Raw genomic sequence first — 22,297 nt, forward strand, 5'->3', positions numbered from 1 at the left:
CGATGTCCGGCGTTCACCCGACTCTCATCGCCCCGGCCAGCCCCACCGCGGCCGGACGACCAGCAGGACCATGCGCTCCCGCCGCGGCGAGTCCTGCGCGACGACCACCTTCAACGCGCCGCACGCCTCGGCGATCACCTCGGACGCCGCGGCGAAGTCCGCCGGTGTGGTCCCCCGCCGGCAGAAGGCGGTGACGACGACGGCCTGACCGCGCGGCCGCGCGCCGACCAGCAGCGGAAGGTTGCCGGACCGGTTCTCCAGCCCGGCCCAGACGCACCCCACACGTACCCGGTGCAGGACGACGAGGGCGAGCATCTCGCCCGCGACGCGCTCACGCGCAGGCCTGGCCAGACAGGACAGTGCGACGGCGCCGACCGTCGCGACGGGCGCGACCCATCCGAACTCGGACCAGAGCACGCCGAGCCCACCGAGCACGGTCAGCTCACGCCACCAGCGGGCGAGGGTGGCACCGGGGGCGAAACGGAGCCGGCGCTCGGGCTCGATCCGGGTGAGGTCACGGGGACGGCCCGGGACGGGTCGGCAGGACTCGGAGGGGTGGGCCATCTGCGCCTCCGCACTCGACGCGACGGGCCTGGTGGGCCGTCGTGCAGTGCTAGGGCGCTCGGCCGGGCATTCCCCTCACGACGCCCGGCGATGTCGCATGCCGTGCATATTCGTCATCCGCCGGCCTGGTCCTCGTCGGTCGTCGTCGACCCGCTCGTGGTGCCGGCGTCCGGGCTCGTGGTCGTGGTCCTCGACCGCGTGGTCGTGGTCGTGGTGGTCGGCACGGGCTTCGTCGTCGTGCGGGGTTTCGGGGTGGTGGTCGGCGACGGGATGGTCGTCGTGGTCCTCGGCCGCGTGGTCGTGGTGGGGCGCGGCGTCGAGGTGGTGGTCGGTGGGCTCGAGGACGTGGTCGCGGGAGCGACCGGCGGCGGGGCGGCTTCGTTCTCCGGGGTCAGCGGGTTGTCCGTCACCCCGCTCGGCGAGCGGAGGAACGCCGGGCTCTGGCCACCGGGACAGCTGACGACGGCGGGCGCGACACGGTTCAAGGTGACGGTCAGGGCGGTGTAGACGGCGCAGCGCGCCGAGTTCCGGTCCGGGCCGAGGCCGTTCCAGCCGTAGGTGCTCGCCTGCTGGAACCGCGCGAGCCCACCGGCCGGATCGCCCTTGCACATCTGGATCGCCGCGGCGAAGAGCACGACCTCGCGCGGGCTCGTGAGGCGGTCCCACTGCGCGTCCAGGGCCTGCTGTCCGGTGTCGCACCCGGTCCGGACGGCGCGGTAGACCTGCGCGTCGGGCCCGTCGCCCCTCACGTCGGCGACCAACGCCCAGTCGTAGCTCGGCGGGAAGGTCGGGACCGGCCGGGCCCCGGAGCCCGATCCGCACGCGGCCAGCAGCAGGCTCACGCCGGCGACGGTCAGGCCGCGGACCAGCCGCGCCCCGCCCTCGCGGACGGGCCGAGCAGGATCGTCCCCGCCGGCCACCCGGCGAGGGTCCCAGCCGCGGCGGCCACCGTCATCGTCTCGATGGCGGAGGCGGAGGTACGACGAGTGCGTGCTCGCGGGGACCGAACGCCGCGTCAGCGGGCCGGGACGATCTTCTCGAGCGGCACCAGCCCACGCTTCATCCGGGCCTGCTCCACCAGCTCGTGGGCCCGCTTCACCGGGCCGCCCCCGGGGAGCATGGTCTCGTCGACGGCGTCGGCCAGGGCGGCGAACTCCCGCAGTGCGAACGCGTTCCTGAGGCCGGCGGGCTCCCGCTCCACCACGGCGCTGCGGTGCCGCAGGCTGGCTCCCAGGACCAGATCGGCCTTGCGGACCATCGGGCTCCGCAACTGGCGGGCGCGGAAGGCACCGGCCTGGGCGGGCCCGTCGAGCCCCCAGGGCGCGAGTTCGTCCCGGGTGTCGGGGTGCATCATCTCCCCCACCACCGCGTTCACCCCCGCGCTGGAGATCTCGAAACGCGCCGCTTCGCGGCCCCCGAGCTTCCCGACGAGCAGGTGACGGGTCATGATCTCCGCGGCGGGGGAACGGCAGAGGTTGCCGGTGCAGACGAACAGCAGCCGGACGGTCTCGGCCCGCTCGGGGTCGAGGTCCGGCTTCGCGTGTCTGCCCCCGTCGTCCAGTGTGACTGGTCGGTCGGCGGTGTGCCCACTGCGCGGCACGTGAGGGTGACCGGCGCGGCAGGATCGGCAGCCAGGGAGCGAGGGGCGATGGTCACGGACGAGCAGCGGGCTCGCTGGGCGCGGTGCTGGGACGAGAGCGTCGACCGCACCGACCGGTCGATGCGCCGCCTGGACCGGCTGCTGTTCCGCGACACCAGAGCCTGGGTGTGCTCGCAGGCGGAAGGCACGGTCCTCGAGATCGCCGTCGGGACCGGACTGAACCTGCCGCACTATCCCGCCGGGGTCCGGCTCTCGGGCGTCGACCTCAGCCCCTCGATGGTCCGGACGGCCCAGGACCAGGCGGGCGCGCTCGGCATCCGGGCCGACCTGCGGGTCGGCGACGCCGAACACCTCGACCTCCCCGACGCGTCCGTGGACACCGTGGTGTGCACCTTCTCCCTCTGCGGCATCCCCGACGACCGGCGCGCGGTCGACGAGATGGCGCGGGTGTTGAAGCCGGGCGGGCGGCTCCTCCTCGCCGACCACGTCGCCTCGTCCGTGGCGGCGGTCCGGCTCGTGCAGCGGGTGACGGAGTGGGTGTCGATCCCGGTCGGCGGGGAGCACTTCCGACGCCGGCCGCTCCACCACGTCGTCGCCGCCGGGCTGCAGGTCGAGCGGAGGGAACGGTTCGCCCTCGGGCTGGTCGAGCGGCTCGTGGCCCGCAAACCGCCGGCCTGACGACGCCTCATCAATGCTGGGTATCCCCGGCACGGAGGGTTAACGAACGAGCACCCGTCGGCGAACATCGGGGCGTAGGACTCCCGCCGCACCTGCGGCGGGTCGTACTGATCGGCCCACCGCCCCGATCAGTACGCGGACGGCCCGTCCCCGCGTCCGGGGACGGGCCGTTTGAGCGTCAGGCGGCCTGGGCCAGCCAGGGCTCCCAGGCCGGGTGCGGCTCGACGGCCAGCACGAGCACCCCACCGGCCGCGCGGCTCGGCGGTTTGGGCGTGATCCGGAGGGTCCAGCCGATCTCCTCGATCAGCTTGTCGGCCTTCTTCGAGTTGCAGGCCCTGCAGGCGGCGACGCAGTTCTCCCAGCTGTGCGCCCCGCCCCGGCTGCGCGGGATCACGTGGTCGATCGTGTCGGCCTTCTTGCCGCAGTAGGCGCAACGGCGCAGGTCGCGGCGGAGGACGCCGGCGCGGGTCATGGGAACCGCACGACGGTAGGGGACGCGGACGTAGCGGGAGAGCCGCATCACCGAGGGAGCGGGGACGGTGAGACTCTCCGAATGGAAGGCCGCCCCTTCGAGGGCGGCCTGCACACACTCCGCCTTGCCGGAGAGCATCAGGACGATCGCGCGTTTGGCCGTGACGACGGCGAGAGGCTCGAAACTCGCATTGAGCAGCAGCACCCGTGAACCCGGCGGGAGCGCCGTTACCCCGGCACTCCCTGCCCCCGTCTCCCCCTCCCCCGGTTCGGGGACGGCGACGAGGGGTTGGGGTTGTCGATCCGGCACGCGACCACCTCCGCTCGGATGAGGTAAGTCGACCATACGAGAGCCGGGTTACGCACGTGTGATATTGGGGCGGACACGCGGTGCTGGTGGGCGGCCCCGGATCTCCGACGAACGGCGGCCCCCGACACGGCAACGCCCCGCCACCGGGCCGTCGTCGGCGGGTGGCGGGGCGTACGTGCTCAGGCCTGCTCGGCCGGTGTCACGACCTCCGGTCGCGGACCTGCCCGTGCGGGTCGTCGACCTCGACACGCTCCTTGCGCACGGTGTCGGACACCTTCTCGTCCTCGGTCACGGTCTCCTTGCCCAGGCGGACCCGCTCCACCGCCTCGGTCTTCTTGTCGACCACCGGACGCTCGGCGTGCAGGGTGATCTCCTGCTCGTCCTCGCCGATCGAGGCGCGACCCGACCCCGCGCCGTCGCGCACCGGCTCGCGCTCGAGGCGGACCTCCTCGTGCTGGACCGGCACCGTGACGTTCTGCTCCTCGGTGACGACGTACTTGCGCAGCCGGACGCGGCCCGTCTCCTCCGACTCCGTGCTGACGCGCAGCCGCTCCTCGGAGCGGGTCACCGCCGCGTCGTCGTGATGGCGGTGCTCGTCGGTGGCCTGCCTCGACCGGTCGGCCGGGCCGGTGTTCGCGGCGCGGCCGTCGCCGGCAACGCCACCGGAGCCGGCGTCGTAGTGACGCAGCAGCTCCTGCTCCTCGTGCGGGTCCAGGTGGGAGTGGTCGTCGGCGACCTGCGGGGCGTCCTTGACCTGGCTCTTCTGCACCGGCAGCGCCACGCCGCCGTCCTTCAGGTCCGCGCCGCGCAGCGGCACGAAGCTCTCCCGCATCCCGAACAGGCCCGTGTTGACCGTCGCCCACGCCGGCGTCCCGTTGCGGTCGTCGACGTAGACCTGGCCAATCTTGCCGACCTTCTCCCCACGCGCGTCGTAGGCCGGGCGGCCGATCAGCTCTCGGGTCATCTCCTGCGTGATCATCGCTCGTCTCCTTCCGTTGACCTCGTGACTCTCGGGCGACGACCGCCGCCTCCCGCTCGCTTCGGCCGTCGACAACTGGGTGGACGGGAAGATCGGCGACTACCCGCCCGCAGGTGATCGACGGAACCATCGAGTGATCGGCGTGGGCCGATCGAACCACCCGACGATCATGAAACCTGCACCCTGGGTGTTCCGGTCGCGGGAGGGGCGACACCCACACGTGCCCGGCCGCTCGTCGCTCATCAACGTCGTCGTTCATCAGGGTCGCCGTTCATCAACAGTGGTGAAGCCGTCGCGCAGCCGTGACGTGCGGGCGCCGCGCGGCGATAGGCCGGATGATCGCGTTGCTACGTCCTCCAGGAGTTCCGGTGTCCAGCCCTCGCCGCCCGCTCGTCCTGCCCGACATCGAGCCCGCCACCCAACTGCTGCCCGTGGTCCCGCAGCAGGCGGTGCCGGAGGCCCGGGTCGAGCTCGACGACTACCTGGCCGACCTGCCCGAGCCCGTTGCGGTCAGCCGGCGGCGGGATCCGCTGGTGTGGCCCGCCGCGGCGCTGCCCGTCCTCGCCCTGCTCGCGATCCTGCTGATGATCTTCTTCTGATTTTCTGGAGCGATCGCTCAGGTAGTCTGGCGGGTATGTGGTTCTGGCTCGCGGGCGCGGTCCTCGCCGAGGTGACCGGCACAGTCGCCCTGCGCTTCTCGGACGGCTTCAGCAAGCTCTGGCCGTCGTCGATCGTGGTGCTGGCCTACGGCATCGCCTTCTACTCGCTCTCCCGGGCGCTGTCCGGCGGGATCCCGATCGGCGTCGCGTACGGGGTGTGGGCGGCCGTGGGGGTCGCGCTCATCGCGCTGGTCGGTGCGTTCTTCCTGGGTGAGTCGCTGAGCTGGGTGCAGGTCGGCGGGATCGTGCTGGTGATCGCCGGGGTGCTGGCGTTGGAGCTGGGCCGGACCTCGCATGCCGCCTGAGATCGCCGACGGCCGGCTCAGGAAGGGAGCTCTGCGCCGCCGCGCGCTTCTCGATGCGGCCCTCCGGCTGATCGGTCGCTCAGGTGTGGCGGCCGTGACCCAGCGGGGCGTGGCTACCGAGGCGGAGCTGCCGCCGAGCGCGGTGCTGTACTACTTCGCGAGCGTCGACGAACTGCTGGTCACGGCGCTGCGGGAGGTCAACGACCGGTACGTCGACGACCTGAGCGCGGTCGAGTCGCTCGACGCCCTGGCCGACCTGATCGCCGACTACGCGACACAAGACCGTGAACGCACGATCGCCGAGTACGACCTCTACCTCCTCGCCGCCCGCCGCCCGGACCTGCGCGAGGAGCTGGAGCGGTGGGACCGGGCGTTGGACGACCTGGCCCGACGGCTGGCGCCGACCCGCGCCGAACTCCTCGCCGCGGCGCTCAACGGCCTCTACCTCCGCGCCGTGACCAGCGGGATCGACCATGCTTCCGTCACCCGGGTCCTGAGCGCCGCAGCGGGTCAGCAGCCCGACTCGAAGGCTGCTCGGACATAACCTGCCGTCTGGTAGAGGTAGGCCCAGACCCAGGTCTCCAGGGACAGGTCGTTGCCGGGGCTGTCGGTCATGACGAGCTGGCCGTCGAAGCACCGGCCGAGGATGTAGCGCGCCCGCGAGACGTGGGGGCGGAAGGTCACCACGAGGAGCGAACGCCACCCGTGCTCCTCCGCGAGGTGTTCGACCGCCTCGGCTTCGCCCCTGGTCGTCGAGGGGTCGGGCGTGAAGCAGGTGACCGTGAAGGTGTAGCGCTGGTGGGTGCAGAGGTCGTTCAGCCAGACGTCCTGCTCCCCGTTCGGGTTGGAGAACACGACCTGCGGCGCGTAGCCCTGGAGCGCGAGTTCCAACCCGTACGGATAACGCTGGTAGTCGGTCCCGCCGAGAACGACGATCGCGTCGGCCGGACGCAGGGTGTCCAGCTGCGGAAGCACGTAGACCGGGAGGCCGGCAACTCCGGCCAGGAGCACCGCCACGAGCACGCCGATGAGGATCCTGCGGAGTCGCCGACGCGTGGACGCCACCGTCATCAGGTGCCAAGGCGGCACGGTTCGCGCGCCGGAGTGATCAGTTGGCTCACCGTCGTCCAGACCCACTCGCTCCTACACCAGCCAGGGTCGTCATCCGGACATCGATCGTTACGGAGGGACTTCGGCGCAGTGGGGAACGTGCGGCCACGCTGCGGCGGGGGGATGACCGCAGCGTGGCCGCACCGGCTGACGGGTGTGGTGTGAGGGGCACACCCGCCGCCGTCCTACGCGTTGCGGGGTTGTTCGTCGGCCGGCCGGGGCCCGTTATCAGCTCGTGATCTCGGGATTCCGGTCCTGCTCGGCCGCCTTCGCCGCTGCTGCCGCCACCGCCGCCACGGCGGCGATCCGCCGGACCCGGGTCTCCGGCTTCTTCGCCCGCGCCAGCGCCTCGAGCTCGGCGCGGCGGGCGGATCGGGACATCGCCTCCCAGCCCGCCGCGGCGGCCCGATCGGCCTCGAGGGCAGCGCGCAGGTCGTCGGGGACGATCCCGGCCTGGGCGTCGGCGAGCAGCAGCCACATGCCGTTGGCCTGAGCGGCGTCGATCGCCGCCTGCCCCGCCGGCGTCATGCGGCCGTCGGCGATCAGCTGCGCGACGAGCTCGCGGTTGATCGTGCTCCACGCGCTGCGGGGGCTCCGCGGACTGAACCGCTGCTTCCGGGCGGTCGCGTCGTGACCGCGGGAGAGGCCGTCGATCCAACCGAAGCAGAGGGCCTCCTCGAGGGCCTGCCGCTGCGTCAGCCCGGGCCTCCCGGAGCGGGCGTGCGGGATGACGACCCACGCCTCGCCGGCCGTTCCCCCGTGCTCGGCGAGCCAGGCCCGCCACTCGGCCGGGGTGGTGACGGCGAGCGGGGCGTCGTTGCTCATCCGACCAGCCTGTCAGGACCTACGACTGGATCGCGCCCACCGCCCGGGCAATGATGATCAACGTGACCAGCAGTGCCGAGGTCGACTGCACGCTCATCAACAGTTTGGCGCGGCTGCTGAGCGGCATCGTGTCCGTGGGGCTGAAGGCGCTGGAGTTGGTCACCGACAGGTACAGGTAGTCGACGAAGACGGGCACCCAGCCGGAGCGTCCACTCGCACTGACGGCGACCTCGCGCACCGCGTCGTCGTTCTCGTCCTGGGAGAACCGCCAGTCCGCCGGCGGGAGGTCCCGACGCGCGCGGCGGGCGCGGGCGACCGGGCCGTCACGGTCGATCTCCCAGTAGAGCAGCGCGAAGCCGACGACGTTGGTCGCCCAGACCTGCAGGGCTGCCAGCAGCAAGCGTCCCGGGTCCGAGGCCTGGCCCGCGACGAGATCCCGGATGAGCAGCACGAGCACGACCAGGTTGGTCACGACGACGACCGTCGCGAGCGCGATCGACAACCACCGCGAGATCCGAGTCTCCCTGGTGAGCCGGCGCGGGTTGGTGGCGACGAGCGCCACCAGCAACGCGAGCTCGACGGCGGGGATGGTGAACCACGGGCCGAGCTGCAGCGGGTCCGGGAGGAGCGCGTACAGGGCCATCGCGGCCAGCACGGCGAGGATCGGGGGGAGGCGCGTCTCCGACCCTCCCCCACGCCTGGGCTCGCCCGCGGCGTGCGCCGGCGACCGCTCGTCGGGGTCGCCGTCCGTCCTCATGGGTCCCACCCGCCGAGGATAGGGAGGAGACGGGTCGGCCGCCGACCGTGGCGGGCGAGGCCTCGCTCGCCTCGAGCGGCCGGCGTCAGCGGCAGAGATGGCGCATTATGGAACCTCAATGCTCGAAAAGGCCGTTGCTGGAAGCGTTATGGAACCATAATGCGGTCCAGTCCTGACCTCGATCGCGCTGCGACCCCATGACGCGCTCCGACGGCGTGCCTCTCGCACTATGGAACCATAATGCGCTTCCCGCCCGTCCCCGGACGCATTATGGATCCATAATGCGCTTCCAGCCCGTCCCCGGACGCGTTATGGATCCATAATGCGCTTCCAGCCCGTCCCCGGACGCGTCATGGTTTCATAACGCGACAGAGGGACGCCTCAGATCCGCACCGCATCCAACGCCCCGAGGACGTCGGCGACCAGGTCGTCCGGGTCCTCGCAGCCTGCGGAGAGGCGGAGGAGGCCGGGTGGGACGGCGTCGCCCCACCGCTCCCGCCGGTCGGCGGAGGTCTGGAGGCCGCCGAAGCTCGTCGACGACGACACCAACCGCGAGGCCGCCAGGAACTCCCCCACCGCCTCGGCCGAGGGCAGCGTGAACCGCAGGATCCCGTTCCAGCGCCGCATCTGCCGGGAGGCGATCGCGTGGGAGGGGTCCGACGGCAGGCCGGGCCACCGGACGTCGGACGCCGCGGGGTGCCCCAGCAACGCCTGGACCAGCGCGTGCGCGTTCTTGGCCTGCCGTTCCAGCCGCAGGTCGAGCGTGCCGAGGCCGCGGTGCGCGAGCCAGGTCTCCATCGGACCGGGGATGGCGCCGTTGCGGGTGCGGGCGGCCCGGACGCGGCCGGCGAGCAGCGGGTCGGCGCAGGTCACGTGGCCGAGGAGGACGTCGCCGTGCCCGGCGAGCGCCTTGGTGTCGCTGGCGACCACGAAGTCGGCCCCCAGCGGCAGCGGCTTCTGTCCCAGCGGCGTCGCGGTGGTGTTGTCGACGGCCACCATCGCGCCGGCGGCGTGGGCGGCGTCGGCGATGGCGCGGATGTCGCACACCTCGAGCCCCGGGTTCGACGGCGTCTCGAGCACGACGAGGGAGGCACCGTTGAGCGGCTCCCACGCCCCCGCCGTCGCGAACTCCCGGACCTCGACGCCCATCGGCCCGAGCTCCTCGGAGGCGACGAGCCGGCCGATGTAGTACCCGTCGCTCGGCAGGACGATCGCGGTGCCGGGGCGCGCGCACAGCCGCATCACCGTGGACAGTGCGGCCATCCCGGAGGAGAACGCGACGCACTCCCCGCCCTCGAGCTCGCCCACCGCGGCCTCGTAGGCGCTCCACGTGGGGTTGCCGGCGCGGCCGTAGAAGTAGTCGGGCTGCGGGTCGTGCGGGAGCCCGAGGTCGAAGGTCGCCGACAGCACCGGGCCGGGGTGCACGGCGTCGCCCACCTGACCCGGCGGGTGCCCGCCCCAGACGCAGCGCGTCCCGTCCCCGCTCATGATCCTCCCAGGTCGGTGTGAGCGCCGAACGCCCACCGGCGCTCCCGACTCACTCGGGCTTCGGCGCCCGCGAGATCAGTTCCTTCGCCATGGCGGTGGCGGAGTAGCCCTCGTGGCACACCCGCCGCACGGCGTCGGCGATCGGCAGTTCCACCCCGTGCCGTTCCCCGAGCTCGCAGATCGACACGCACGATTTCACGCCCTCGGCGACCTGGCCGTGGTTGGCGGCCTCCGCCTGGGCGAGGGTCTCGCCGCGGCCGAGGTGCTCGCCGAAGGTGCGGTTGCGGGAGAGCGGCGACGAGCACGTCGCCACCAGGTCGCCGAGCCCGGCGAGCCCGGCGAAGGTCAACGGGTCCGCGCCCAGCTCCTGGCCCAGGCGGGCGGTCTCGGCCAGGCCGCGGGTGATGAGCGACGCGCGGCTGTTGTCGCCCAGCCCCATCCCCGCCGCGATCCCGACGGCCAGCGCGATCACGTTCTTGCCCGCGCCGCCCAGCTCGCAGCCGATGACGTCCGTGTTGGTGTAGGAGCGGAAGTAGTCGTTCGACGTCGCGGCCTGCAGCTCGACCGCGCGCTCGTGGTCCGAGCAGGCGATCACCGTGGCCGTCGGCTCCCCCTGCGCGATCTCCCGCGCCAGGTTCGGCCCCGAGACGACGGCGATCTGGTCCGGCGGCACGGCCGCCACCTCCGCGACCACCTCGCTCATCCGCTTGAGCGTCCCCAGCTCGACGCCCTTGGCCAGGCTCACCAGCGTGCGCCCGGGCGGGAGCAGCGGCTTCCAGTCCGCCAGGTTCGCGCGCAGTGTCTGTGACGGCACGGCGAGGACGACGGCGTCGACGCCGTCGAGCGCGGCCGCGGCGTTGGACGTCGCGGAGAGGTTCTCGGGCAGCCGGACGCCCGGCAGGTAGTCGGCGTTCTCGTGGTCGTCGCGGATCGCCGCGGCCACCTCGGGCCGCCGCGCCCACAGCACGACCTGGCGCCCGGCGTCGGCGACGACCTTGGCGAACGCCGTCCCCCACGAGCCGGCGCCGAGGACCGCGATCCTCGCGAGCCCCGTCACGCCGGGTCGCCGTTCCGCTCGACCTCCGGGGTCGTGGCCCCGGCGGCGCGGCCGTCGGAGGCCCGGCGGTGGAAGCCCGGCGGCGGTGTCTCGTCCCGGACCTCGGCGAGCAGCTCCTTGCAGCGGGTCATGAACAGCTCGGTCACCTCGCGGAGGATCGTCGCGTCGATCGGCCGGCCCCGGTACGCGGACAGGTCGATCGGGTCACCCGCCCGCACCGTGATCCGCGTCCGCGGCAGCGGCCGGAACTTCTTGTTGTAGTGGTCGTACACCTCACGGGTACCCCAGTGCACCAGCGGCACCACCGGCACCTCCGACGACAGCGCCAGCCGGGCCGCGCCCGTGCGCGAGTGCATCGGCCAGCCGTCGGGGTCCCGCGTGATCGTGCCTTCCGGGTAGATCACCACGACCTTGCCGTCCGCCAGGCCCTCGACGCCGGCGCGCAGGCTCTGCTGGGCGTCGGCCGAGTCCCGGTAGACCGGGATCTGCCCCGTGCCGACCAACACCTTGCCGAACACCGGGATCTTCCACAGGCTCGCCTTGGCCAGGAACCGCGGCACCCGCCGGGCGGTGTGCACCCAGAGCGCCGTGTACACCGGGTCCAGGTACGAGATGTGGTTCGCGACGACGAGCGCGCCGCCCTCGGCGGGCAGGTGCTGCCGGCCCTCGTAGTGCGGGCTCCCGGTCAGGTACGACAGCGGATAGAAGAACGCCGCCGCGAAGTTGACCCAGAACCCGCCCTTCTCGCGCGCCACCGGTGCCCCTCTCCTCCTCGTCGATCGAGGTCGATCGAGGTCGATCCTTCCCTGCCCGCCCGGGCGCGGTCCACCGACACCCTGCGCGAGTGGAACGATGGAGTGGTGAGCAGCCGCGAAGTGGGTCTGGTCGTGCCCGTCAAGGGGCTCGACGCGGCCAAGTCCCGGCTGCGCGGGGCCGCCGACGGCGGGGTGGGCGATCCGGCCCGGCACGCCGAGCTCGCCCTCGCGCTCGCCCTGGACACCCTCGACGCCGTGCTGGCCGCCGAGCGGGTGGCCGCGGTCGTCGTCGTGACGAGCGACGAGACGGTCGGGCGCGAGCTGGCCGGGACAGGGGTGCGGATCGTCCGCGACGAGCCCGCGGCCGGTCTCAACGCCGCCCTGCTGCACGGCGCCGCGGCGTTGCCCCGCGACCTCGCCCACGGCGCCCTGCAGGCCGACCTGCCGGCCTTGAAACCCGGGGAGCTCGACGAGGCGCTCGAGCACGCCGCCACGCGGGCGTTCTGCACCGACGCCCAGGGCGACGGCACCACGCTCCTCCTCGCCCCCGCCGGCACCCCGCTGGACCCGCACTTCGGGCCCGGATCGGCGGCCGCGCACAAGGCGTCGGGCGCGGTTCCGCTGAGCGGCGAGCTACCCGGCCTGCGCCGCGACGTCGACACCGAGGCCGACCTCCGCGAGGCCTGCGCCCTCGGCGTCGGGCCGCGGACCGCGGGGCTCTTCGTCTGCCGGTAAGCCCTGGTCAGCACCGGTCAGCACTGGCGAGCGCGGCTGCGCGGGTCGATACTCGAGGCCCGCAAGGAGGCGTGTGATGACCGTTCTCTGGATGGTTCTCGTACTCGTCGGCTTCCTGGTGCTGGTGAGCGCCGCGACCAGTGTCCGGGTGGTGCAGCAGTTCGAGCGGGGGGTGGTCTTCCGGTTCGGCCGGCTGCAGCCCCAGACGAGAGGACCCGGGCTCGCGACGCTCATCCCGATCGCGGACCGCATGCAGAAGGTCAGCATGCAGGTGGTGACCCTGCCGATCCCTGCCCAGGACGGGATCACCAGCGACAACGTCACCGTCCGGGTCGACGCCGTCGTCTACTACCGCGTGGTCGACCCCGTGCGGGTGGCCGTCGACGTGCAGGACTACGGCTCGGCGATCCTGCAGGTCGCGCAGGCCTCGCTGCGCTCGATCATCGGCAAGAGCGAGCTCGACGACCTGCTCTCCAACCGCGAGCGGCTCAACCAGGGCCTCGAGCTGATGATCGACAACCCGGCGGTCGGCTGGGGGGTGCACATCGACCGCGTCGAGATCAAGGACGTGGTGCTGCCGGAGTCGATGAAGCGCTCGATGTCGCGACAGGCCGAGGCCGAGCGCGAGCGCCGGTCCCGGGTCATCACGGCCGAGGGTGAGCTGCAGGCGTCGAAGCAGCTCGCCGAGGCGGCCCAGGTGATGGCCACCAACCCCGCCGCGCTGCAGCTGCGGCTGCTGCAGACCGTCGTCGAGGTGGCGGCGGAGAAGAACTCGACCCTGGTGCTGCCCTTCCCCGTCGAGCTGCTGCGGTTCCTGGAGCGCTCGACGCCTCCCGCGCCGTCGAGTGAGGTGCCGGCGCCGCCGCCGTCGAGCGGGGTGCCGGCGCCGCCGCCGTCGAGCGAGGTGCCGGCGCCGCCGCCGTCGAGCGAGGTGCCGCCGGTGCGGAACGGGAGCGGCCCGCCACCCGCCGACCTCGGCGAGCAGGACGAGGGAGGCGACCACCCCGTCACCGTGCCGGGCCGGCTCTGAGCACCCGCGACGGCTGCGATTTCCGGCACAACCCACCCCGCCGTCGCAGGTCAACCGCCATTCGTGACCCGGCCGTGACCCAGAGTTCACCCGGATGTCGGTCGCTCCGACGGGTCCCGCGGACCGCAGGTGAGGAAGAATCCCGCCGGTGAGCACGGGCCCCGAGAACACCGAGACCGGCGCCGCCGGGACCAACGGCCGCCGCCGGTCGGCTGCCAAGAAGCCGGCCCCGCGCCGTCGGGCCACACCGGTGCGCGCCTCGCGGGCAGGCGCCCAGGTCGAGGCGGTCGCGCCCGGCCCCGCTCCCGTTCCGACGAGCGCGAGCACCGCCACCGCCCCGACCACGGCCAACGGGGCCGGTGCCGCCCCGATCAGCCCGCCCGCGCCGACCACCGTCGCCGCGCCGAGCGGGCTGCCCGACGACCGCTACCTCAACCGCGAGCTCTCCTGGCTGGACTTCAACGCCCGGGTGCTGGCGCTGGCCGAGGACACCAGCCAGCCGCTGCTGGAGCGGGCGAAGTTCCTCGCGATCTTCGCCAGCAACCTCGACGAGTTCTACATGGTCCGGGTCGCCGGGCTGAAGCGCCGCGACGAGACCGGCCTGGCCGTGCGCTCCGCCGACGGGCTCTCGCCGCGCGAGCAGCTCGCCCGGATCGCCGAGCGCAGCCAGCAGCTCTCCGAGGCGCACGCCCGGGTGTTCCTCGACGAGGTCCGCCCCGAGCTCGACCAGAACGGCATCCACATCCGCCGCTGGAGCGACCTGTCCGACGCCCAGCGCCTGCGCCTGTCGGACTACTTCGCCGCGCAGGTCTTCCCGGTCCTCACGCCGCTGGCCGTCGACCCCGCGCACCCCTTCCCGTACATCTCCGGCCTGTCGCTCAACCTGGCCGTCACGGTGCGGGACACCGACAGCCGCACCGAGCGCTTCGCCCGGGTCAAGGTGCCGAACAACGTCCCGCGCCTGGTCCGGGTGCAGGACGACGAGGGCAAGCCGGGCCGCGACGTCATCTTCCTGCCGATCGAGGACCTCATCAGCGCCCACCTCGGCGAGCTGTTCCCGGGCCTGGAGGTCGCGGAGGTCCACGCCTTCCGCGTGACCCGCAACGCCGACCTCGAGGTCGAGGAGGACCGCGACGAGGATCTCCTGCAGGCCCTCGAGCGCGAGCTCGCCCGCCGCCGCTTCGGCCCGCCCGTGCGGCTCGAGGTCGTCGACACCATGAGCGAGCACGTGCTGGAGCTGCTGCTGCGCGAGCTCGACGTCGACCCCGGCGACGTCGTCACCGTGCCCGGGCTGCTCGACCTCACCTGCCTGTGGGAGGTCTACGGCACGGACCGTCCCGACCTCAAGGACGAGCCCTTCCGCCCGGCCACGCACCCCGCCTTCGGCGAGCGGGAGATGCCGCGCAGCGTGTTCGCCACGCTCCGCGAGGGCGACGTGATGGTCCACCACCCCTACGACTCCTTCTCGACGAGCGTGCAGCGCTTCATCGAGCAGGCCGCGGCGGACCCGAACGTGCTGGCGATCAAGCAGACGCTGTACCGGACGTCGGGCGACTCGCCGATCGTCGACGCCCTGATCGACGCGGCCGCGGCCGGCAAGCAGGTCGTCGCGCTGGTGGAGATCAAGGCGCGGTTCGACGAGCAGGCCAACATCCGCTGGGCCCGCGAGCTGGAGAAGGCGGGCGTGCACGTCGTCTACGGGCTGGTCGGCCTCAAGACGCACTGCAAGACCTCGCTGGTGGTGCGCCAGGAGGGCTCGACCATCCGCCGCTACTGCCACATCGGCACCGGCAACTACAACCCCAAGACCGCGCGGCTCTACGAGGACATCGGCGTGCTCACCGCCGACCCGACGATCGGCGCCGACCTCACCGACCTGTTCAACTCGCTCACCGGCTACTCGCGGCAGACGTCCTACCGCAGCCTGCTCGTGGCGCCCTACGGCGTGCGGCGCGGGATCGTCCGGCGCATCGAGGACGAGATCGAGGCGCACAGGGCCGGCGACAGCACCGCGCGCGTCCGGATCAAGGTCAACTCCCTGGTCGACGAGCAGGTGATCGACGCGCTGTACCGGGCGTCGCAGGCCGGTGTGCCGGTCGACATCGTGGTCCGCGGGATCTGCGCGATCCGCCCGGGCGTGCCGGGGCTGAGCGAGAACATCCAGGTGCGGTCGATCCTCGGGCGCTTCCTGGAGCACTCGCGGATCTTCCACTTCGGCTCGGCCGACGAGTACTGGATCGGCAGCGCCGACATGATGCACCGCAACCTCGACCGGCGCGTCGAGGTGCTGCTGCGGGTGGCCGACCCGAAGCTCTCCGCGCAGCTCGGCGACGTCTTCGACTCCTGCCTCGACCCCGCCACCCGCTGCTGGGTGCTGGAGGGCGACGGCACGTGGGAGCCCTCGCCGCCGAAGGGGACCGAGCTGGAGAAGGTGCGCGACCACCAGGCGGAGCTCATGATCGCGCACGCCTCGCGGTCGCAGGTCGACGAGTGAGGGCCGGACGCGCGGATGTCTGACCTGTACGCGGCGCTCGGGGCCGACGTCCTGGCCGCGGGCACGGTGCTCTGGCACGCGGGCAACGCCGGCCCGCTCGTCGCACTGGTCCACCGGCCCAAGTACGACGACTGGGGCCTGGCCAAGGGCAAGCTCGACAACGGCGAGTCGCTCGCCGCCTGTGCGCTGCGCGAGACCTGGGAGGAGACCGGCGTGCGGGCCCGGCTCGGCGCCCGGCTCGGCGACGTCCGCTACCCCGTGCCCGAGGGCAGCAAGCTCGTCCGGTACTGGTCGGCCGAGGCCCTGGAGCGCACCGAGTTCACACCCAACGACGAGATCGACGAGCTGGTCTGGCTCCCGCCGGCCGAGGCGGCCGCACAGCTGACCTACGCACACGACGTCGAGGTCCTCGAGCGGTTCACGCAACCGGCGTCGGTGCTGCTCGTGGTCCGGCACGCCAAGGCGGGCAGCCGCAAGGACTGGGACGGCGACGACGACCTGCGCCCGCTCTCCGGCGTCGGGCGCACGCAGGCCGAGCACCTGGTCGACTTCCTCGGCCGGTTCGCCCCGGAGCGCTTCCACTCCGCGCTGCCGGTCCGCTGCGTCGACACCATCGCGCCGTACGCCGACGCGCACGGGGCGAAGATCGAGCGCGAGCCGCTGCTCGGCGAGGAGGGCTACTGGCAGGACCCTGTGGCGGGGCTCGCCCGCTTCCGCGAGCTCCTCGCCCGCCCCGGCCTCACGGTGCTGTGCAGCCAGGGCGGGGTGATCCCCGACGTCGTCGAGACCCTGCTCGACGAGTTCGACCCCCGGGTCACGGGCGTGCCGGACCCCGAGAAGACCCCCGTGCCGTCGCGCAAGGGCAGCACCTGGGTGCTGGCGACCGACGCCACCGGCGCCCTGCGGACCGCCGACTACTACCCCAGCCCCACCTGACTGCCCGCACTACGGAGCCATAACGCTGTCAGACCCGGCGCTCGAACGCGCTATGGCACCATAATGCTGTCAGGCCCGGCTCTCGAACGCGTTATGGAACCATAACGCTGTCAGGCCCGGCTCCCGAACGCGTTATGGAACCATAATGCGCTGATCAGCGGCCTCAGAGCGCGTTGTGGATCCCTGATGCGGCCCTGAGGACGGACCTACTTCTTCGCCTTCGTCTTCTTGGCCGGCTTGTCCTTGACGACCTTGGCCGCCGCTTCCTTGACCGCCTCCTTGGCCGCCGTCTTCTTCGCGGCCGGCTTGGCGGCGGCCTTCACCGGCGCCTTCTCGGCCGCCTTCGCCTTGGTCGCGGTCGTCTTCGCGGCCGTGGAGCGGGCGGTCTTCCTCGGCGCCGGCGCCTCGACGGCCTCCTCCGCGGCGAACGAGCCCGAGGAGCGGGCCGCGCGGGTCGCCGGACGCGGGGCGCGGGCCGGGGCCTTCTTCGCGGTGGCCGCGGCGCCGTCGTTGCCGGCCACGGTGGTCTTGAAGGCGGTGCCCGGGCGGAAGGCCGGGACCGTGGTCGGCGGCACCGGGACCGTCTCGCCGGTCCTCGGGTTGCGGGCCACGCGCGCCGCCCGGGCCCGCGCCTCGAACACCCCGAACCCGGTGAGGGTCACCGACCCGCCGGATCCGACCGTGTCCACGATGATGTCCAGGACTCCGTCCACTGCGGACGCCGCGGTGCGCCGGTCACCGAGGCGTGCTGCCAGCGCGTCCACCAGCTGGGTCTTGTTCATGGCCCCGCACGGTAGAGCCTCCTGCGCCGTTCGCCAAGGGTCTTCCCGCCGAAGAGCCCTTGGGGCACAACGAAAAACCGCCGCCGGTACCGTGCGTGACCACAGTGGTCACCCGCAGTACCGACGGCGGCGCCGTCCTCGGCCCCGGGTCAGGCCGTGGTGACGGGCTTGTGCGCGGGGCGGGAACGCTCGAAGGCGTCGATCGCGTCCTCGTGGCGGAGGGTCAGGCCGATGTCGTCGAGCCCCTCCAGCAGGCGCCAGCGGATGTAGTCGTCGATCTGGAAGGGCACGGTCAGGTCCTTGGCCTGCACCGTCTTCTCCTGCAGGTCGACGGTCACCTCGGTGCCCGGCTCGTTCTCCAGCAGCTTCCACAGCAGCTCGACGTCCGGCTGCTCGACCTGCGCCGCGACCAGCCCGGCCTTGGCCGAGTTGCCGCGGAAGATGTCGGCGAAGCGCGCCGAGATCACGACGCGGAAGCCGTAGTCCATCAGCGCCCAGACGGCGTGCTCGCGCGAGGAACCGGTGCCGAAGTCCGGGCCCGCCACCAGGACCGACCCGCGGGAGAAGGGCTCCTGGTTGAGGATGAACGACTCGTCGTTGCGCCAGGCCGAGAACAGCCCGTCCTCGAACCCGGTGCGCGTGACGCGCTTGAGGTAGACGGCCGGGATGATCTGGTCGGTGTCCACGTTGGAGCGGCGCAGCGGCACGCCGATCCCGGTGTGGGTCGAGAACTTGTCCATCAGCTCAGGTCCTCCGGCGAGCTCAGGGTGCCGCGCACCGCGGTCGCCGCGGCGACCAGCGGGGACACCAGGTGGGTGCGGCCGCCCTTGCCCTGGCGGCCCTCGAAGTTGCGGTTGGAGGTCGACGCGCTGCGCTCGCCCGGCGCGAGCTGGTCCGGGTTCATGCCCAGGCACATCGAGCAACCCGCGGACCGCCACTCGGCGCCGGCGGCGGTGAAGACCTTGTCCAGGCCCTCCTCCTCGGCCTGGAAGCGCACCCGCATCGAGCCGGGCACGACCAGCATCCGCACGCCCTCGGCGATCTGCCGGCCGTCGAGGATCTCCGCGGCGGCCCGCAGGTCCTCGATCCGGCCGTTGGTGCAGGAGCCGACGAACACGGTGTCGACCTTGATCGACCGCAGCGGCTGCCCGGCCTCGAGACCCATGTAGGCCAGCGCCTTCTCGGCGGCGACGCGCTCGTTCTCGTCGACGATGACCTCGGGGTCCGGCACGCTCTCGCCCAGCGGCAGGCCCTGGCCGGGGTTGGTGCCCCAGGTGACGAACGGGGTCAGCGCGTCGGCGTCGATGTCCACCTCGGCGTCGAACACCGCGTCGGGGTCGGTGCGCAGCTCGCGCCAGGCGGCCACCGCCTCGTCCCACTGCGCGCCCTTCGGCGCGTGGTCGCGGCCCTTCAGGTAGGCGAAGGTGGTCTCGTCCGGGGCGATCATGCCCGCGCGGGCGCCGGCCTCGATCGACATGTTGCAGATCGTCATCCGGGCCTCCATCGAGAGGTTGTCGATGACGTTGCCCCGGTACTCGAGCACGTAGCCCTGCCCGCCGCCGGTGCCGATCTGGGCGATGATCGCCAGCACGACGTCCTTGCTCGTGACGCCCGGGCGCAGCCGGCCGTCCGCACTGTGGACGTTGATCGCCATGGTCTTGAACGGCTTGAGCGGCAGCGTCTGGGTGGCCAGCACGTGCTCCACCTCGGAGGTGCCGATGCCGAACGCCATGGCGCCGAACGCACCGTGCGTGGAGGTGTGCGAGTCGCCGCAGACGACCGTGGTGCCCGGCTGGGTCAGCCCCAGCTGCGGCCCGACGACGTGCACGATGCCCTGCTCGGCGTGGTTCATCGGGTAGAGCCGGACGCCGAACTCCTCGCAGTTGCGGCGCAGGGTCTCCACCTGCGTGCGCGAGACGGGGTCGGCGATCGGGGCGAGGACGTCGAGCGTCGGGACGTTGTGGTCCTCGGTGGCGAGGGTGAGGTCCGGGCGGCGGACCTTCCGGCCCGCGAGCCGGAGGCCGTCGAACGCCTGCGGGCTCGTCACCTCGTGCACGAGGTGCAGGTCGATGTAGAGCAGGTCGGGCTCCTGCCCGGCACCGTTCTCCGCGCCCTTGCGGACCAGGTGCTGGTCCCAGACCTTCTCGGCCAGCGTGCGTCCCACCGCTGCCGCCTCCTTCATCGGTTGTGTCGCGAACCCCGGTGGTGGCCGCTCCCCAGTGTTTACTGTCCAGATTCTGGGAAGCTAGTATCGAGGCGTGAGACAGTCTAGCGGCATCGGCGTGCTCGACAAGGCCGTGGGGGTGCTGCGTGCAGCGGCGGACGAGCCGATGGGGCTCTCCGAGCTCTGCGAGGCCACCGGCCTGCCCCGCGCCACCGCGCACCGCTTGGCCGTCGGGCTGGAGGTGCACGGCCTGCTGCAGCGGGGATCCGACGGCCGCTGGCGGCCCGGCCCCACCCTCGCCGAGCTCGCGGGCGGGCACTCGGACCCGCTGCTCGAGGCCGCCGGCGCGGTGCTGCCGCGGCTGCGCGACATCACCGGCGAGAGCGTGCAGCTCTACCGGCGCGACGGCATGCACCGCATCTGCATCGCCACCGCCGAGCCCGCGTCCGGCCTGCGGGACACCGTGCCCGTCGGCACCCGGCTGCCGATGACCGCCGGCTCCGGCGCGAAGGTCCTCGCCGCCTGGTCCGACCCGGCCACCCAGCGCTCCGTGCTCGCCGGCGCCACCTTCACCGAGCGGGTGCTGGTCGACGTCCGGCGGCGCGGGTGGGCGCAGAGCGTCGCCGAGCGGGAGTCGGGTGTGGCCAGTGTCTCGGCGCCCGTGCGCGACGCGCAGGGCCAGGTCGTCGCGGCCGTCTCGGTGTCCGGGCCGGTCGACCGGATCGGCCGGCGGCCCGGCGTGCGGTGGGCGGCGGACCTGCTGGCCGCGGCGGAGGCGCTGCAACACCGCCTGTAGCTCCGGCGTCCCCCGGAGATCCGGTGGCCGATCCGGTGACACCGCGTGGCGCAGCGCGACCGGCCCGTGCCCGGATCGGGCGGTCCGTGACGCTAACGTGATCCTCCACGCTGTCGATGGACAGAATGGACGGGCGCCCCGCTCCCCAGCACGTCGGCGCCGAGGACCGACCGAAGACGGTGACGATGACCTACCTGCTCGGTGTCGACGTGGGCACGACCAGGACCGCCGCGGCGGTCTCGCGTGCCGACCGGCCCGGGTCGCCCGAGATGGTGTCGCTCGGCGACCGCTCCACCGACGTCCCCTCCGTGCTCTTCCTGGGTCCCGACGGCGAGGCCCTCGTCGGCGAGGCGGCCGAACGTCGGGCGGTGACCGACCCCGACCGTGTCGTGCGCGAGTTCAAGCGGCGCGTGGGCGACCCGACCCCGATCGTCGTGGGCGGCCGGGCCTGGTCCGCCGAGGAGCTGTGGGCCCGGCTGCTGCGCTGGGTCGTGGACAAGGTCGCGGTGCAGGAGGGCGGCCCGGCCGACCGGATCGCCGTCACGCACCCGGCCTCGTGGGGCGCCCACAAGCAGGAGCTCATGGCCGCCGCGGCGCACGCGCAGGGCCTCGCCGTGACGTTCCTCGCCGAGCCGCAGGCCGCCGCACTGCACTACGCCGCGGGCGAGCGGGTCCCGACCGGCGCCACGATCGCCGTCTACGACCTCGGCGGCGGCACGTTCGACGCGGCGGTCGTGCGCAAGGACGCACCGCGGAGCGCAGGCGGAGCGGCCATCAGCGCGCCCTTCGGCCTGCTCGGGCGCCCCGAGGGCCTGGAGCACCTCGGCGGCGTCGACTTCGACCAGGTGGTGTTCGACCACGTCGCCGAAGGCGCCCCCGAGGCGTTCGAGGGCATCGACGAGACCGACCCGGCCGTGCTGGCGGCCGTCGCCCGGCTGCGGCGCGAGTGCACCGAGGCCAAGGAGGCGCTCTCCGCCGACACCGAGGTCACCATCCCGGTGCTCATGCCGGCCTACCGCGGGTCGGTGCGGCTGCACCGCAGCGAGTTCGAGGAGGCCATCCGGCCGTCGATCGCCGAGACCGTCGACGCGCTGCGCCGGGCCGTCGAGTCCGCGGGCACGGCCCCCGAGAACCTCACCGCCGTCCTGCTGGTCGGCGGGTCCTCGCGGGTCCCGCTCGTCGCGCAGCTGGTGTCCGAGCAGCTCGGGCGGCCGGTCGCCGTCGACACCGACCCGAAGAACGCCATCGCCAAGGGTGCGGTGCTCGCCTTCCTCCCGCAGCCGCTCCTGGCCGCCACGGGCACGCACCCGGCGGTGGGCGGCGCGCTCGGGGCCGCAGGTCTCACCGGCACGCAGGGAGCGGTCGCGCCCGACGGAGGACCGCCCACCCAGCTGGCGGGCACCGCGGCCTGGGCGCCTCCCGCCGCCACCGGGCAGTGGGCGCCGGGCGCCACGGAGGCCTGGGGCGGGCCGTCCGCCCCGCCGATGCCGCCGCAGGGCGGGGACCCGTACACCGCCCCCACCTACGGCCTCTACTCCGGCCCCAACTCCGAGGCGGTCACCGAGGCGCTGCCGACCAGCGGCGAACCGACCCGCCTCGACGGGCCCCCGGCGCGGCCGGCGGTGGGCGGCGGGCTCTTCGACTCCTACGCGGAGTACGACGACACCCCGCCGGCCAAGGGCCGCTCCCCGTTCCTCATGATCGGGGCGGGTGGGCTGGTCGCCGCGGTGGCGCTGGTCGCCACGGTCGCGCTGTGGCCGGACAGCAGCTCGGTCGGCAACGCGGGCGGCCGCATCGACAGC

At 73.0% G+C, this 22,297-nt stretch carries 24 protein-coding genes; 10 read left to right on the forward strand and 14 right to left on the reverse strand.

Going from position 1 to position 22,297, the window contains the following annotated elements:
• Window positions 1–24 precede the first annotated feature (24 nt).
• The 3 genes from LWC35_RS09480 to LWC35_RS09490 form a co-directional block, all read right to left on the reverse strand.
• On the reverse strand, window positions 25–564 hold the full coding sequence (locus LWC35_RS09480; RefSeq protein WP_232869670.1) for a hypothetical protein: 540 nt from the start codon (window positions 562–564) through the stop codon (window positions 25–27).
• A 113-nt stretch (window positions 565–677) separates the two neighbouring features.
• Window positions 678–1,484 (reverse strand): hypothetical protein, encoded by an 807-nt coding sequence (locus LWC35_RS09485; RefSeq protein WP_232869671.1) that lies wholly within the window; start codon window positions 1,482–1,484, stop codon window positions 678–680.
• Window positions 1,485–1,579: 95 nt separating this feature from the next.
• Complete coding sequence (locus LWC35_RS09490) at window positions 1,580–2,164, reverse strand: arsenate reductase/protein-tyrosine-phosphatase family protein (protein ID WP_232869672.1); 585 nt, start codon at window positions 2,162–2,164, stop codon at window positions 1,580–1,582.
• Between the two features lie 48 nt (window positions 2,165–2,212).
• Here LWC35_RS09490 and LWC35_RS09495 point away from each other — a divergent pair, with 48 nt between their 5' ends.
• Complete coding sequence (locus tag LWC35_RS09495) at window positions 2,213–2,842, forward strand: class I SAM-dependent methyltransferase (RefSeq protein WP_232869673.1); 630 nt, start codon at window positions 2,213–2,215, stop codon at window positions 2,840–2,842.
• 178 nt (window positions 2,843–3,020) lie between these two features.
• Here the strand turns inward: LWC35_RS09495 and LWC35_RS09500 are convergent, their stop codons facing one another.
• Together LWC35_RS09500 and LWC35_RS09505 are read right to left on the reverse strand one after the other, a co-directional pair.
• The gene (locus LWC35_RS09500) at window positions 3,021–3,518 is read right to left on the reverse strand and encodes an HNH endonuclease (RefSeq protein ID WP_308194501.1); all 498 of its coding nucleotides are present in this window, start codon (window positions 3,516–3,518) and stop codon (window positions 3,021–3,023) included.
• Between the two features lie 304 nt (window positions 3,519–3,822).
• Window positions 3,823–4,602, reverse strand: coding sequence for a DUF2382 domain-containing protein (locus LWC35_RS09505; RefSeq protein ID WP_232869675.1), 780 nt, complete (start codon window positions 4,600–4,602; stop codon window positions 3,823–3,825).
• Between the two features lie 368 nt (window positions 4,603–4,970).
• Here LWC35_RS09505 and LWC35_RS09510 point away from each other — a divergent pair, with 368 nt between their 5' ends.
• Genes LWC35_RS09510 through LWC35_RS09520 form a run of 3 tightly spaced genes read left to right on the forward strand, consistent with a single transcriptional unit; the run spans window position 4,971 to window position 6,110 of the window.
• A complete protein-coding gene (locus LWC35_RS09510) occupies window positions 4,971–5,201 on the forward strand; it encodes a hypothetical protein (RefSeq protein WP_232869676.1) in 231 nt (76 codons plus the stop codon).
• Between the two features lie 35 nt (window positions 5,202–5,236).
• Complete coding sequence (locus LWC35_RS09515; RefSeq protein WP_232869677.1) at window positions 5,237–5,566, forward strand: DMT family transporter; 330 nt, start codon at window positions 5,237–5,239, stop codon at window positions 5,564–5,566.
• The gene (locus LWC35_RS09520; protein WP_269803834.1) at window positions 5,556–6,110 is read left to right on the forward strand and encodes a TetR/AcrR family transcriptional regulator; all 555 of its coding nucleotides are present in this window, start codon (window positions 5,556–5,558) and stop codon (window positions 6,108–6,110) included. Before LWC35_RS09515 ends, LWC35_RS09520 begins: the two co-directional genes overlap by 11 nt.
• Here LWC35_RS09520 and LWC35_RS09525 read toward each other — a convergent pair.
• The 6 genes from LWC35_RS09525 to LWC35_RS09550 all read right to left on the reverse strand — a co-directional run bounded on the left by LWC35_RS09525 (window position 6,077) and on the right by LWC35_RS09550 (window position 11,558).
• Window positions 6,077–6,589, reverse strand: a complete 513-nt coding sequence (locus tag LWC35_RS09525) for a YdcF family protein (protein WP_232869679.1) — start codon at window positions 6,587–6,589, stop codon at window positions 6,077–6,079. The genes LWC35_RS09520 and LWC35_RS09525 overlap by 34 nt on opposite strands.
• 315 nt (window positions 6,590–6,904) lie before the next feature.
• The gene (locus LWC35_RS09530; protein ID WP_232869680.1) at window positions 6,905–7,501 is read right to left on the reverse strand and encodes a YdeI/OmpD-associated family protein; all 597 of its coding nucleotides are present in this window, start codon (window positions 7,499–7,501) and stop codon (window positions 6,905–6,907) included.
• 19 nt (window positions 7,502–7,520) lie between these two features.
• Window positions 7,521–8,258 (reverse strand): hypothetical protein, encoded by a 738-nt coding sequence (locus LWC35_RS09535; protein WP_232869696.1) that lies wholly within the window; start codon window positions 8,256–8,258, stop codon window positions 7,521–7,523.
• Between the two features lie 381 nt (window positions 8,259–8,639).
• The gene (locus LWC35_RS09540) at window positions 8,640–9,746 is read right to left on the reverse strand and encodes a cystathionine gamma-lyase (protein WP_232869681.1); all 1,107 of its coding nucleotides are present in this window, start codon (window positions 9,744–9,746) and stop codon (window positions 8,640–8,642) included.
• Between the two features lie 49 nt (window positions 9,747–9,795).
• Window positions 9,796–10,803 (reverse strand): NAD(P)H-dependent glycerol-3-phosphate dehydrogenase, encoded by a 1,008-nt coding sequence (locus LWC35_RS09545; protein WP_232869682.1) that lies wholly within the window; start codon window positions 10,801–10,803, stop codon window positions 9,796–9,798.
• Window positions 10,800–11,558, reverse strand: a complete 759-nt coding sequence (locus LWC35_RS09550; protein WP_232869683.1) for a lysophospholipid acyltransferase family protein — start codon at window positions 11,556–11,558, stop codon at window positions 10,800–10,802. Before LWC35_RS09550 ends, LWC35_RS09545 begins: the two co-directional genes overlap by 4 nt.
• Window positions 11,559–11,663: 105 nt before the next feature.
• Between LWC35_RS09550 and cofC the strand changes: the two genes are divergently transcribed.
• The 4 genes from cofC to LWC35_RS09570 all read left to right on the forward strand — a co-directional run bounded on the left by cofC (window position 11,664) and on the right by LWC35_RS09570 (window position 16,753).
• Window positions 11,664–12,293 (forward strand): 2-phospho-L-lactate guanylyltransferase, encoded by a 630-nt coding sequence (cofC, locus tag LWC35_RS09555; protein ID WP_232869684.1) that lies wholly within the window; start codon window positions 11,664–11,666, stop codon window positions 12,291–12,293.
• A 91-nt stretch (window positions 12,294–12,384) separates the two neighbouring features.
• The gene (locus LWC35_RS09560; RefSeq protein WP_232869697.1) at window positions 12,385–13,323 is read left to right on the forward strand and encodes a slipin family protein; all 939 of its coding nucleotides are present in this window, start codon (window positions 12,385–12,387) and stop codon (window positions 13,321–13,323) included.
• A 139-nt stretch (window positions 13,324–13,462) separates the two neighbouring features.
• Complete coding sequence (locus tag LWC35_RS09565) at window positions 13,463–15,817, forward strand: RNA degradosome polyphosphate kinase (protein WP_372463025.1); 2,355 nt, start codon at window positions 13,463–13,465, stop codon at window positions 15,815–15,817.
• Between the two features lie 15 nt (window positions 15,818–15,832).
• Complete coding sequence (locus tag LWC35_RS09570) at window positions 15,833–16,753, forward strand: NUDIX hydrolase (RefSeq protein WP_232869686.1); 921 nt, start codon at window positions 15,833–15,835, stop codon at window positions 16,751–16,753.
• A 206-nt stretch (window positions 16,754–16,959) separates the two neighbouring features.
• Here the strand turns inward: LWC35_RS09570 and LWC35_RS09575 are convergent, their stop codons facing one another.
• The 3 genes from LWC35_RS09575 to leuC all read right to left on the reverse strand — a co-directional run bounded on the left by LWC35_RS09575 (window position 16,960) and on the right by leuC (window position 19,717).
• Window positions 16,960–17,535, reverse strand: coding sequence for an HU family DNA-binding protein (locus LWC35_RS09575; RefSeq protein ID WP_232869687.1), 576 nt, complete (start codon window positions 17,533–17,535; stop codon window positions 16,960–16,962).
• A gap of 149 nt (window positions 17,536–17,684) precedes the next feature.
• Window positions 17,685–18,275 carry a 3-isopropylmalate dehydratase small subunit gene (gene leuD, locus LWC35_RS09580; protein WP_232869688.1) on the reverse strand — a complete coding sequence of 197 codons (591 nt, stop codon included), beginning with the start codon at window positions 18,273–18,275 and terminating at the stop codon, window positions 17,685–17,687.
• Window positions 18,275–19,717, reverse strand: coding sequence for a 3-isopropylmalate dehydratase large subunit (gene leuC, locus LWC35_RS09585; protein ID WP_232869689.1), 1,443 nt, complete (start codon window positions 19,715–19,717; stop codon window positions 18,275–18,277). Before leuC ends, leuD begins: the two co-directional genes overlap by 1 nt.
• Window positions 19,718–19,793: 76 nt before the next feature.
• Between leuC and LWC35_RS09590 the strand changes: the two genes are divergently transcribed.
• Together LWC35_RS09590 and LWC35_RS09595 are read left to right on the forward strand one after the other, a co-directional pair.
• Entirely contained in the window at window positions 19,794–20,495 is a 702-nt protein-coding gene (locus LWC35_RS09590; protein ID WP_232869690.1) for an IclR family transcriptional regulator, read from the forward strand.
• Window positions 20,496–20,611: 116 nt separating this feature from the next.
• On the forward strand, window positions 20,612–22,297 hold a 1,686-nt coding region (locus LWC35_RS09595), incomplete at its 3' end, for an Hsp70 family protein (RefSeq protein WP_232869691.1).

It is taken from the genome of Pseudonocardia kujensis (assembly GCF_021283305.1).
GTDB lineage: Bacteria > Actinomycetota > Actinomycetes > Mycobacteriales > Pseudonocardiaceae > Pseudonocardia > Pseudonocardia kujensis.

What these genes read in the sequence shown, in the direction of transcription:
- LWC35_RS09480 (WP_232869670.1), bottom strand. Translation starts at nt 564, where the DNA reads ATGGCCCACCCCTCCGAGTCCTGCCGACCCGTCCCGGGCCGTCCCCGT.
- LWC35_RS09495 (WP_232869673.1), top strand. Translation starts at nt 2,213, where the DNA reads ATGGTCACGGACGAGCAGCGGGCTCGCTGGGCGCGGTGCTGGGACGAG.
- LWC35_RS09505 (WP_232869675.1), bottom strand. Translation starts at nt 4,602, where the DNA reads ATGATCACGCAGGAGATGACCCGAGAGCTGATCGGCCGCCCGGCCTAC.
- LWC35_RS09515 (WP_232869677.1), top strand. Translation starts at nt 5,237, where the DNA reads ATGTGGTTCTGGCTCGCGGGCGCGGTCCTCGCCGAGGTGACCGGCACA.
- LWC35_RS09520 (WP_269803834.1), top strand. Translation starts at nt 5,556, where the DNA reads ATGCCGCCTGAGATCGCCGACGGCCGGCTCAGGAAGGGAGCTCTGCGC.
- LWC35_RS09530 (WP_232869680.1), bottom strand. Translation starts at nt 7,501, where the DNA reads ATGAGCAACGACGCCCCGCTCGCCGTCACCACCCCGGCCGAGTGGCGG.
- LWC35_RS09535 (WP_232869696.1), bottom strand. Translation starts at nt 8,258, where the DNA reads ATGAGGACGGACGGCGACCCCGACGAGCGGTCGCCGGCGCACGCCGCG.
- LWC35_RS09540 (WP_232869681.1), bottom strand. Translation starts at nt 9,746, where the DNA reads ATGAGCGGGGACGGGACGCGCTGCGTCTGGGGCGGGCACCCGCCGGGT.
- LWC35_RS09560 (WP_232869697.1), top strand. Translation starts at nt 12,385, where the DNA reads ATGGTTCTCGTACTCGTCGGCTTCCTGGTGCTGGTGAGCGCCGCGACC.
- LWC35_RS09570 (WP_232869686.1), top strand. Translation starts at nt 15,833, where the DNA reads ATGTCTGACCTGTACGCGGCGCTCGGGGCCGACGTCCTGGCCGCGGGC.
- LWC35_RS09575 (WP_232869687.1), bottom strand. Translation starts at nt 17,535, where the DNA reads ATGAACAAGACCCAGCTGGTGGACGCGCTGGCAGCACGCCTCGGTGAC.
- leuD (WP_232869688.1), bottom strand. Translation starts at nt 18,275, where the DNA reads ATGGACAAGTTCTCGACCCACACCGGGATCGGCGTGCCGCTGCGCCGC.
- leuC (WP_232869689.1), bottom strand. Translation starts at nt 19,717, where the DNA reads ATGAAGGAGGCGGCAGCGGTGGGACGCACGCTGGCCGAGAAGGTCTGG.